Annotated in this window: 6 protein-coding genes and 1 pseudogene; 1 reads left to right on the top strand and 6 read right to left on the bottom strand. The window is 43.3% G+C overall.

The window, feature by feature from the left end; all coding sequences use genetic code 11:
• Window positions 1-774: 774 nt before the first annotated feature.
• From mtnA to F8S12_RS13995, 3 genes and pseudogenes are all read right to left on the bottom strand, one after another.
• A complete protein-coding gene (gene mtnA, locus F8S12_RS14005; protein ID WP_196516871.1) occupies window positions 775-1,848 on the bottom strand; it encodes an S-methyl-5-thioribose-1-phosphate isomerase in 1,074 nt (357 codons plus the stop codon).
• 54 nt (window positions 1,849-1,902) lie between these two features.
• Window positions 1,903-3,948: a cation:proton antiporter gene (locus F8S12_RS14000; protein WP_196516870.1), complete on the bottom strand. Its 2,046-nt coding sequence runs from the start codon at window positions 3,946-3,948 to the stop codon at window positions 1,903-1,905.
• A 225-nt stretch (window positions 3,949-4,173) separates the two neighbouring features.
• Window positions 4,174-4,475, bottom strand: a pseudogene (locus F8S12_RS13995) (S-methyl-5-thioribose-1-phosphate isomerase); the annotation flags it as partial.
• 331 nt (window positions 4,476-4,806) lie between these two features.
• Between F8S12_RS13995 and F8S12_RS13990 the strand changes: the two are divergent.
• Window positions 4,807-5,991 carry a nucleoside hydrolase gene (locus F8S12_RS13990; protein WP_196516869.1) on the top strand — a complete coding sequence of 395 codons (1,185 nt, stop codon included), beginning with the start codon at window positions 4,807-4,809 and terminating at the stop codon, window positions 5,989-5,991.
• 151 nt (window positions 5,992-6,142) lie between these two features.
• Here the strand turns inward: F8S12_RS13990 and dxs are convergent, their stop codons facing one another.
• The 3 genes from dxs to mnmG all read right to left on the bottom strand — a co-directional run bounded on the left by dxs (window position 6,143) and on the right by mnmG (window position 12,438).
• Window positions 6,143-8,047, bottom strand: coding sequence for a 1-deoxy-D-xylulose-5-phosphate synthase (dxs, locus tag F8S12_RS13985; RefSeq protein WP_196516868.1), 1,905 nt, complete (start codon window positions 8,045-8,047; stop codon window positions 6,143-6,145).
• A gap of 807 nt (window positions 8,048-8,854) precedes the next feature.
• Entirely contained in the window at window positions 8,855-10,279 is a 1,425-nt protein-coding gene (locus F8S12_RS13980) for a hypothetical protein (RefSeq protein WP_196516867.1), read from the bottom strand.
• A 236-nt stretch (window positions 10,280-10,515) separates the two neighbouring features.
• Window positions 10,516-12,438 carry a tRNA uridine-5-carboxymethylaminomethyl(34) synthesis enzyme MnmG gene (mnmG, locus tag F8S12_RS13975; protein ID WP_196516866.1) on the bottom strand — a complete coding sequence of 641 codons (1,923 nt, stop codon included), beginning with the start codon at window positions 12,436-12,438 and terminating at the stop codon, window positions 10,516-10,518.
• Window positions 12,439-12,457: the final 19 nt, after the last annotated feature.

Raw genomic sequence — 12,457 nt, 5'->3', positions numbered from 1 at the left:
AATCACTACCAGTTCTCGAATTACCCCACCCTAACCCTCCCCTTGCAAAGGGGAGGGAACAAGATTTTCCGGTTTCCCCCCTTTACAAGGGGGGATTAAGGGGGGTAATTAGACTTGTGTGTACACCGTAGCCTTAGTAAGGAGAGGGATGTCCGCCAGGACAGGGTGAGGTTTTCCAAGGATTTCTGGTAATTTGATGACTTGTGTGTACACGGTAGCTTTTTAAGGGGGGCTAGGGGGGATCTCGATACAACCATAGACTTTTCAAACAACCTCTAAGCGATCGCCTTTCTCTATAACTCGATTTAAAAGATAGAAATGATCAAAATGATAGCGATAGATACGATTACCACAGGTATCACCTACTTAACTTAAATTTATATTTAATCAGCAAAAAGGCTTATTACTTTGTAAAAACTTCATATTCAATAAGCAAAATCAGCTTCGACTTACTCAAAATGAGGTTTGACTTACTCAAACCCCAGTTTGCTTACTCATTTTGGTGTTTTCCGCAAGTCAAATGAGCTTTGACTTAAGCAAAATGGCATTTGACTTACTCATTTTAGTGTTTTCCGCAAGTAAAATGAGGTTTGATTTACTCAAACCCCAGTTTACTTACTCATTTTGGTGTTTTCCTCAAGCAAAATCAGGTTTGACTTACTAAATTCCTTTGTTTGCTAGTTTGTTTAAGTAATTCACGCATTCATTTTGATGTATCCTTGAGCCGAAACTGGCGATGTCTACGACGGGCTACGCCTACGCGTCGCGATCAGTTCATTCAGCAAGAAGCTTTGAATGTTGTGGCTGTGATTTCACCAATTCCCCAGGAGCGATCGCTCCATTTTCTGTAATGATGGCTGTAATCAACTCAGCCGGAGTCACATCAAAAGCTGGGTTGTAAAAATCCACACCCCCAGGTGTAAGAATAGTATCACCAACTTGATATATTTCTGTCGGATCGCGTTCTTCAATGGGAATTTTGCTGCCATCAGTTAATTCAAAATCAACGGTAGAAAGGGGTGCAGCAACGAAGAAAGGTATATTATGGGCTTTAGCTGCGATCGCTAAACTATACGTACCAATTTTATTAGCAGCGTCGCCATTAGCAGCAATTCGATCAGCACCCACAACTACAACATGAATCAAACCCTGTTTCATGCAATGGGCTGCCATATTATCAGTAATTAATGTCACTGGAATACCTTCTTGAACACATTCCCAAGTGGTAAGTTTTGCACCTTGTAAACGGGGACGGGTTTCGTCGGCAAAAACCCGTTCTAAACGTCCTTCTCTCCAAGCGGAACGCACAACACCTAAAGCTGTACCGTAACCAGCCGTAGCTAATGCCCCCGCGTTGCAATGAGTAAGCAATGTCAGCTTTTCTGGGGTAGTAGGCAATACTGCCAAGCCATTGTCACCGATCGCGTGACAGGTTTGCAAATCTTCAATATTGATTGCTTGGGCTGTTTGGAGAAGAATTTGCTTGATATCTTCTACTGTTCCCAGCGTTTCGTAGGCGGCTTTGAGCATCCGGCTAATTGCCCAAAATAAATTCACTGCTGTTGGACGAGTAGAACGCAACAACTGGGCTACTTTATCTAAGTGTTGCAAAAATTCGTGGCGATCGCCTGTTTCAATTTCCCTCGCACCAAGATACATCCCATAAGCCGCAGCCACACCGATAGCAGGGGCACCTCGAACAATCATAGTTTTAATCGCCTGTGCCATATCCTCACTGCGATGAATTTCCACAAACGTATATTCGTTTGGTAAGCGTGTTTGATCAATGAGTGACACTGAGTTGTTGTGCCAAATAACGGGATAAACTTGGTTTATTGAAGATGTCACGTTGCTTTGCTCCGAATTCAAAATTCAAAAGTCATAGGAAGGTATTGGATATTCTCACCTTTGCTCCCCTACTTCTTGCCAATTTTGGGGCGATTTGGGAAAGTAGGCAATAATCATGGCAACTTTAGGATGATTGCGAGCGATCGCTTCTGGTATCCGACCTAAAAGTGAAATTAGTTGAGTTTTATTTTCAACAGACCCGTTTAACACTAGCAAATCGTTGGTTTTGAGTAAACGAGAAACTTGCTGCACAAAATTGCCCCGCACTTTTTGAATAGGTGTATCTTCTGGCAATCCGGCATTAGTCAAATCGATATCTACTCCTTGTTTTGTGACAACTTGCAAAAGTTGTACGGTAGCCTTGAGTTCTGTTGCCAAACTTTTGACTAATTGGATACTCTCTCCAAAAGAACTAGCATAGGTTTGTTGGGTAGTGAAAGCTAGAAAAACTCGTGTTGTATGCTCAATTGGCAATGGGAATCGAGTTACCAAAACAGGCACCGTACTGCGATTTACAATCTTGTCAATCACACCACCAAAGAGATTTTCCTGATAAGTAGAGTAACCTTTCCAGCCGCAGACAATCACACTGGCCTGCTTTTCTTGTGCCACACGAGCAATTCCCTTATCAATTGATTCGTCAATCCGACCAATGGGAATAACATTAGCAACCGCAGCATGGGCAATCATTTCTGCGGTTGATAGTAATTGGCTTTGTCTGGCTTTATCCTCTGGAGGAATGGGGGAATTTTGTTCAATTAAAATGTGGAGTGGTAATAAAGTACCGGTCGCTGATTTTGCAAGGAGTATTGCCAACTTGAGCAAGTTATCTTCAGTGCTGGGGTTGGCAACTGGTACTAAAACGCGATCGCCTAGATTTCCTAACTGATGACTTTGAATACTAGCCTTTCCTGGCCTGATTTTTTTCCCCCACCGATCTGTCACCCAAGGAGAAGCAATGCAGGTAACTAAAATCATGGCGATCGTCCCATTCACTGTTAACTGATCGACCAACTCGATTTTGTAAGCAACGGTGATTGCAGCTAGGGTAGAGGCTGCCTGAGCTACTGATAGCCCAAACATCAACATGATATTGTCAAAGTTGAATCCGAATAACTTGCCTGAACCCCACGCTGGAATGAACTTAGCAATAATGGCAACAGTTACCATGACAGCAGATACTAGGAGCGATCGCGGTTCTTGAATCAGAATCAGGGGATTCACCAACATTCCCACAGAAATCAAGAAAAAGGGTACAAACAATGTATTCCCAATAAATTGAATCCGATTCATCAGAGGACTAAGTTGTGGAATTAACTGAGTGATAGCAACTCCAGCTAAAAAAGCACCAATAATCGGCTCAATTTGGATTAATTCTGCCCCATAGGAAACTACAAACAGAGTAGCTAAAACAAAGGTAAACTCTGCCCCTTCATCGTGTCCAAATCGCTGAAAGAACCAGCGACCGAGACGAGGTAGACCCCAGAGTGTCAGAAATGTATAAATAATCAGTGAAGGAATCAGGAATAACCAAAACTGTATGCTTAAGCTGCCTTGATGCGCTCTCACTACCACTGCTAAAACCAAAAGTGCTAAAACATTGGTGATTAATGTGCCTCCGAGAGTGGTCGTCAATGTCTGAGAGCGCATAATTCCCAATTTACTGACTATCGGTAGTGCTAGTAGCGTATGGGAAGCAAAACAAGAAGCAACTAAAATGGCAGGTAATACACCATAGCCAATGGCCATCATGGCTGCGATACCTAATACCATCGGTACACCAAAGGTAGCTAATCCGAATATGACTGCTTTATCAGCGTTATATTTCAGCTCATCCAAGCTAGTTTCCAGTCCTGCCATGAACATGAGAAATAGCAAACCAACCGTACCTAAAAGTATGATTGTGTTATCCCGTGCCAATAATCCCAGTACATTGGGACCGACTACAACACCGGCCAGAATTAATCCGACAATACCCGGCAGTTTGATTTTTTCAAATAGCAGGGGCGCGATTAGCATAATCCCCAACATTATCAGAAAAACCGGTACTGGGTCTTTAATCGGTGTAGATAATACAGAAGTTAGCAAAAAATTTGTCATACTCTGCTCTAGAGTTGTGTTAACATCTGATTTCATCCGTGAGCCTTAGCAGGGCGAAGCCCAGTGTGGGCGCTTTCAGATTTTTACTTAGAGATTTAATGGGCTATTGATTTTATTTTTGGAAAATGCTGGCGACTTAACTCTATACCGCTTCTTGGTTGTGTGCAATCCACCTCTGCGTATTTGATGGCTCGGCTTTCATCATCTGGCTAATTTGCCCAAAATAAATTTACCGCCCGCCGTTGGACGAGTAGAACGCAACAGCTGGGCTACTTTATCTAAGTGTTGCAAAATTCGCGGCGATCGCTAGTCTCAATTTCCCTTGCACCAAGATACATTTCATAAGCCGCAGCCACACCAATTGCAGGGGCACCTCGAACAATCATAGTTTTAATCGCTTGCGCCATATCTTCACTGCGATGAATTTCCACAAACGTATATTCGTTTGGTAAGCGTGTTTGATCAATTAGTGACACTGAGTTGTTGTGCCAAATAACGGGATAAACCTGGTTTGTGGAAGGTGTCATAGAAAAAGGTAATTAGTGGATAAGTAATATTTTTTACTTTAATGCACCCTAATAATTGAATTTTAATAAAAATCAAAATTCAATTAACTATATTTATATTGTGATGATTGATATTGCTGCGCGGATGGTTACTTTATCAATTACAATTTCTATTGCTACAGCGTTTATGTAAATTTGGCATTCTTTGTTTTTATTTTTACCTTTTTACTCAGTGTGCCTGCGGTTTTTACCACTTTTGCATATTTGACGCTACAGGGTGCTTATTGCACGATCAAACTTTTTTGGGTCAATTCCTAAACTCAAATTTAGATCAAACCAGAAGCAAAGTTTCATGAAAAAGTCTTTTTTCAAAAACCATCTTTGTTATTTACTTCTTTCTTCTCTAACACTATTAGTAACATCGCCAATTGCTTTTCTGAGTCAACCTGCTTTTGGTAGTACCTTGAATCGTACACCGCTAATTTTGGATGATGATGGTAGTCAGGATGGCATGACTGCTTGGGCGTACATATTGCAAAATCCCAAGTTCGAGGTCAAGGCTATGACCATAAGTCAGGGATTAGCCCGCCCTCAAATATTTGGCAATAATGTCATGCGGATGCTGGCAGGACTGGGAATAACTGGGATACCTGTTGCTGTTGGTAGGGAAACGCCCTTGTCAGGGAATAATACTTTCCCGGATGCATTTCGAGCGGATACAGATACATTTTGGGCTCCTTTTACCAACCTGCCAGATCAAGCCCTTGAAACTGTTGATCAAAGAAGTGCTGCTCAACTGCTTGTAGACACAATAAATCAGTCGCCAGAACCAGTCGAGATTTTAATGACTGGTTCTGCGACAAACATAGCAGATGCACTGACGCTCGACCCAAGTATCGCTAAAAAGATTTCGCGCCTAGAAATTATGGGCGGTGCAGTATTTGTTCCAGGAAATCTTAGGGAACATCTTGACCCGATATTGAAACAAAACCTAGTTTCTGAGTTTAATATCTGGATTGATCCGGTAGCAGCACAACAGGTCTTTTCCGCAGGATTGCCAATATCTCTAACTCCATTGGATGCAACTAACCAAATTGGGTTTACTCGTGCAGATCAAGCAGCATGGAAAGCGACTGGTACTCCTGAGAGCATTCTGGCATCACAATTATTGGACTACGCTCTGACAAATATTTCTGGAAATGATCCGTTGATTCCTAACCCAGCTTGGGATTTGGTTGCAGCTATTAACTTAAGCGAGCCATCATTTTGTCAACCTACGCCGCTAAACATAGAAGTAAATACGGATGGAAAACCAGAGGTCAATCAGGGTCAAACTGTTGCTATTCCCAATCAACCACCGAATACTAATGTTTGCTTAAATCCTAGTTTAGCTAACTTGCCATTTACGAGCCAAGAGCTATTTTCGGATAAGGCTAAACCTCACCCTGTACCAGAAGCTAATTCCGGGCTAGGGTTGTTTGCTGCTGTGGCAAGTGCTGTTTTGTTGCGAAAGCGTTCATATAAGCAAACTACCTAGAAATTTCGGAAGCTTTTTCATTTGGGAATTATTTCTTTTAGAGATTTATTAATAAAGTGCGATCGCACAATTGCTGCCGGACAGTTTTTATAAGCAAATCGCCCACACCTGAGTTCACAAGTGTGGGCGATTTATTACTACAAAGAATTAACTAAACAACAGCAGATACTTGCTGTTTAAAGAAAGCTTCTAAAACTCTCTCTGCTATTTGATGGCTAGTTAAACCTAATTCTGTCTTAGATTCATTGGGTTCAGCATGATCTACTAATACATCTGGGACACCAAATCGCTTGACAGGAACTAGAATATCTGCATCCATTAAGGCTTCAGCGATCGCACTACCAAAGCCACCCATGACACAGCCTTCTTCTAAAGTGATGACGCGGCCAATTTTCTTAGCCAAAGGCAAAATTAACTCGGTATCCAAGGGCTTAACGAAACGCGCATTAATCACAGTTGCTTCAATGCCGTGTTCACTAAGAATTTCAGCAGCTTGCATCCCTGGATAAACCATTGTGCCATAGCCAATGATCAACACGTCATCGCCGGTGCGGAGAATTTCCCCTTTGCCGATTTCTAAAGGTTCCCAACCTTCTTCCATCAGGGGGACACCGTAGCCATTGCCGCGAGGATAGCGCATTGCGATCGGGCCACTATGGTTAACACCAGTTACTACCATGCTTTGCAGTTCTGCTTCATCCTTGGGTGCCATTATTGTCATATTGGGAATACAACGCAGATAGGCAATATCATACATACCTTGGTGAGTGGGGCCATCGGCACCGACAATTCCTGCCCGATCCAAGCAGAAGAACACTGGAAGGTTTTGGATGCAGACATCATGAATTATTTGGTCATAGGCGCGTTGCAGGAAGGTAGAGTAAATGACGGCAACGGGGCGCATCCCTTGAGTTGCAAGTCCCGCAGCTAGAGTGATTGCATGTTGTTCAGCAATACCGACATCAATATATTGATTCGGCAGTTTTGCTTGAAGTTTGTCTAAACCTGTTCCCGTTGCCATCGCCGCAGTAATGCCAACGATTTTCGGGTTTTGTTCGGCAAGTTTCACCAGAGTGTGAGAAAAGACTTTGGCATAAGCCGGGGGTTTGGGTTTGCTGGAAGGAATGGCTTTGCCAGTTGCCACATTGAAGGGACTTTGGGCATGGTAGCCAACTTGGTCTAATTCAGCAATTTCATAGCCTTTGCCTTTCACTGTTGCCACATGTACCAAAACTGGCCCTGGTATCTGATGTGCTTGTTGGAAAGTGGCAATCAATTCCTCTATATTATGCCCATCCACTGGCCCGATGTAGGTAAAGCCAAGTTCTTCAAAAACTGCACCTACCTTGGGGACAGCCAAGCGCTTCATACTTTCTTTGAGCCGTCCGAGTTCGGGAGACAAGGATTCACCAACAAAGGGAATTTGCTTAAACTGCTCTTCAAGATTATCTTTGATAAACTGCACTGGTGAACTGAGGCGCATTTTGTTAAGATAACGAGGAATTGCGCCCACATTACGAGATATCGACATATCGTTGTCGTTGAGAACAACCAACAGATTAGTTTTCGGCAAGTGTCCGGCATGGTTGATGGCTTCTAAAGCCATACCCCCAGTCAGCGCCCCATCACCAATAACAGCAACGGCTTTAAATTTTTCCCCTTTTAGGTCTCGTGCTACAGCCATGCCCAACGCCGCTGAGATACTTGTAGAAGCATGTCCAGCACCAAAGTGGTCAAATTTGTTTTCACAGCGTTTGAGATAACCCGCAACTCCGTTCTTTTGTCTGAGGGTGTGGAAGCGATCGTAACGTCCTGTAAGGAGTTTGTGAGGATAAGCTTGGTGTCCTACATCCCAAATTACTTTATCCCGATCTAAGTCCAGTGTTTGGTAAAGCCCTAGTGTTAATTCTACAACACCCAACCCTGGCCCCAAGTGTCCACCATTTACTGCTACGGTTTGGAGATGCTTATCTCGAATCTGACGGGCAATCTGTTGCAGTTGGCGAACAGATAAACCGTGCAACTGATTAGGATGGGTGATTTCGCTCAGATGCATATTATAGGGTTTTCCTCTCTAATTTCTAGTTTCGGTATCTTGATTTTCCCACGGTCGGGTTATTCACATAATCAGACTCTTACATTGTTACTAAGTTGTAGTAAAAAGTATAACTTTGTAATTGATAATGGTGAAAAATTCGTTACTTACTAACAATTCGTCAAAATGAGAATTGAAAGTTTGTAATTGCCTAAAGGCATAACACATTTGTCAATAAGTAATGCTACTTAAAAATAGTCTGAAAGTCGTATAGAAAACTGAACTTTTAGGGAGCAGTTTGCGTAAATTGCTTAAGCGCATTACTTATTTTTGCTCTTTAAAGCTAGTACAAATGAAAGTTAAATATCTTGTTTCTAAGTAAATATTTAGCAGCAGTTATGCTAAATATTTAGCAATTATTTTTTCTTATTTTCCATATCATGCAGGTAACCTGATAATACCAATTCTTTAAGAGGCTGTACATGATATGACAATACAAAAGCCTATCTTGCAAGGTTTTGATGAATTAGGAAGCTGTGCTGCTTCACATGAAATTGGTATTAAGTACACGTCACTACAAAAAGATGCAAAAATCTATTTTAAGTAGTTTGGACGGTTGTTGGGTAACACTTGCGCTTAACCCAAGCTTGTATCTTGAGAGAAGTAGCATAGGGTGCATACTGAGCGATCGCCAGTTCATGTGAGCGCGACAGGCATTAAAATGAAAATCACTGGATTATTCTCTACCAAAGAAAGACATGCTCTCAGCTTCTAGAAGGAAAGATATCACCAGTAATTGAGAGTAGGAACAACTTTTCTATTGAAAATTTACAATTTCTGCCCTGCGTAAATTGACCGCACTTCACCGTTACGACGGATAACAGCTTCGCCATTAGTAACATCTACTAATGTCCAACCACTGGAGCCAATGCTTTCACCCATATTGATGCGGCGAGTTACGCCATCAATTTTAAACAAAGCGGCAGATTTGTTGCCCAACTCTAGCAACCCCTCTAATGTATTATCACCAACTGCGATCGCAGTTGGCAAATATACTTGTTCCTGGGTAATAGTTGGTTCTGACTCTGGTGCGAGTGCTGCACGTAATGGAACTACTGGTAATGCAGGTAAAGGGTTAGGTCTTTGCCGCACGGTAATGGGTGCAGTTCTGGCAGCCACAGGTTTGAGTTCTGCTCGTACAGCCGCAGCCAACATGTTGACAGTTATGGGCTTGCCGGCTTGTCGCACCGTATTCAGGGCAGTTTTCACAACATTAGGTTGAGATCCCTGCAACGCCCTGGCAACTTGTGGTAAAAGTGTGGGAGTACCAGGAATGGACGGGAGCGCGTAGCGCATTGGCGACGGCGCTTGATAAACAGGAACGTATATGCGCTCAACAACGCTTCCAGAACGGCTAGGAGCTGGTGGTGTATTGTTAGCCGCTAGAAGGGGAAGTGGTGGTAGCTTATTAGTTAGTTGCTCATTAGCAGTAGCTATTTGGTTAGTATTTGCCTGACTGGGGAATCCAGTTCTGAAAGACTTTTGATTGCTTTTGACTTCCTGCTTATCTATAACTACCAGTGCTGCCAGCATATAGTCAACCAACTCGGCCTCGATTTCTGGTTTTGTCGATAACTGTGACTGTGGCTGCGGTACAAGAAGATATGACTGGGTTAATTTGGTATTTAAAAGATGTATGACTCCAGACTGTATTAGGTAGATAATACCAGCGATCGCCACGCCTAAAGTTGTTCCCACAATCAGCAGTTTGCCCAAAGCCCGACTGTTTTTCTGACGCTTTCTACTAACTGGTTTAACGGTGGTACTGTCAAACACAACCGTACTCAATCCTTTGTCGTTATCTTGAACAACTGATTGTACTGGGTGGTTGGGCGCCTTTGGTAAGATAATCTGTGGTATCGTAACTGTTTGCAGAGGCACGTATTTTGGAGGCGGTGGCGTGGATGGGTTCCCCGCGCCAGTTACTCCAACTGGAGAGAATTCGGAGCGGCTGCTTGAACCACTCTGAACTTCGGAAGAAACCCCAGCAAAAGGCTGGCTCGATTTATTCTGACCACTGTGCCTAATGGTTTGAGAAGCCAGATTACCGCTAACATCCAGAATGTAGTCGATATCGGCAAAGAGTTCATCCATTAGGCCATCAGCATAGCTTTCTATCGACCAAGGCTCGTTGGCGATCAAGTCTTCTGATAGTTCTGGTATTATGAGACGGGTGCTGGCTTCTTTTAACATAGACGTTTTAGGTTGTTGCTGCTAGGACGACGTTTCCCCGTCGTCCCTACTGCCTGGAAATCAGGATTACTAATAAAACATCCAATCCCCCGTCTTATTGAGACGAGTTGATTGAGCATTGGTATTAAACTCAACTTTAATCTGAGGATTGTTGATGATGCCAGTACTAAGAGTTATGTCATCTATCATACCAATCTCCCTTCTTACTACTATACTCAGTCTTTATGAATTTGGTGTTAAGCTAACGCTGGAAACTCTGACTGGCTCTTGGCTCTACGCAATTCTAGATATAATAATAAAGCATTAATATCTGCTGGATTCACACCACCAATACGTGCAGCTTGACCAAGAGTAAGTGGTTTTACGTGAGTCAACTTTTCCCGTGCCTCAATGGATAGAGTATCAATTTTGGTGTAGTCCAAATCCGCAGGTAACTGCCGATGCGCTTGGCGGGCAATTTGCTCAATCTGATTTTGTTGCCTAGCGAGATAGCCAGAATACTTGATGTCAATTTCTGCACCTTCTTTCTCGGCGCGGTTGAGTTTGAGATTACCTAATCCGAATCTGTCGAGGTCAACGTAATGAAATCCCGGACGGCGCAGTAAGTCAGTTAAGGTAATTGAACCTTTAATTATTTGCTGGGTATCAGATGCGATCGCTATTCCAATTTCATCATATTCTTTGACTCGCGTGGCTTGCAATCTTTGTTTTTCTGTGGTAATGTTATCCTGTTTTTGGGTAAATAGATCCCATCTGCGATCGTCAATCAAACCAATTTCCCGTCCCAAGGGTGTCAAGCGTTGGTCGGCATTGTCAGAACGCAATATTAACCGATACTCAGACCTGCTTGTAAGCATTCGGTAAGGTTCTCGTAGGTCTTTCGTACATAAATCATCAACTAGCGTCCCAATGTAACTTTGCTCGCGGGTGAACACAATCATCTCCTGAGAGCGAACATACCGGGCTGCATTAATTCCTGCTACAATCCCTTGAGCAGCAGCTTCTTCATAACCTGTTGTGCCATTAATCTGTCCAGCACAAAACAGCCCGGCAATCTTTTTGGTCATCAGTGTGGGGTAACACTGAGTTGCTGGTAAATAGTCATATTCCACAGCATAAGCTGGACGCAGCATCACACATTTTTCTAAACCGGGGAGAGTCCGCAACATAAGCAGTTGCAAATTTTCTGGCAACCCTGTAGAAAACCCTTGGATATAAAGTTCGGGTATATCTCTTCCTTCCGGTTCAATAAAGATTTGGTGGCTTTCTTTATCAGCAAAGCGGACAATTTTATCTTCAATACTGGGACAATAACGCGGCCCTTTGGCTTCCACCCAACCACCATAAACTGGCGACAGGTGCAAATTATCTTGAACTAGGCGATGGGTTTCGGCGGTTGTACGGGTGATGTAGCAAGGCAATTGTTCCCGTTCTACCCACACATCCGGGTCAAAGCTAAACCAGCGCACATCTTCATCCCCTGGCTGGATTAGCATTTTACTATAATCTACCGATCGCTTGTCTACTCGTGCGGGGGTTCCAGTTTTGAGTCTTCCGGTTTCAAATCCCAGGCGATTTAGGGTTTGTGTCAATTCCTCAGCCGCAAATTCCCCAGCGCGTCCGGCTGGCATTGATTTGTTACCTACCCAAATTTTGCCACCTAAAAAAGTGCCAGTTGTCAAGATGACTGCTTTACATTGGAACCCAACACCAAAATAAGTTTCAACGCCGATGACTTCATCGTTAGCACCCAGTACCAAATCTGTAACCATACTCTCGCGGATTGTCAAGTTTTCTTGATTTTCGACAATATTCTTCATCACTGCTGCATATTCGCGCTTGTCAGTCTGGGCGCGTAATGCCCAAACAGCAGGCCCTCGTGAAGAGTTGAGGATACGTTTTTGCAGGTAGGTGCGGTCTGCTACTTTACCAATTTCTCCGCCGAGTGCATCTACTTCATGAGTCAACTGAGATTTGGCTGGGCCACCCACTGCTGGGTTACAAGGTTGCCAAGCGATTCTATCTAAGTTGAGCGTCAATAGCAGGGTGCGACAACCGAGGCGTGCAGAGGCGAGAGCTGCTTCGCAACCGGAGTGACCTGCACCGACGACTATGACATCAAAAGCGTCTTGAAATTCAACGGAATTGTGCATGGTCATACTTACAGATCGGCAAGCT

The organism is Nostoc sp. WHI (assembly GCF_015714725.1).
Taxonomy (GTDB): domain Bacteria; phylum Cyanobacteriota; class Cyanobacteriia; order Cyanobacteriales; family Nostocaceae; genus Nostoc.
Note: the sequence above shows the minus strand (reverse complement) of the source record. Positions and strands in the feature narration are given on the sequence as shown.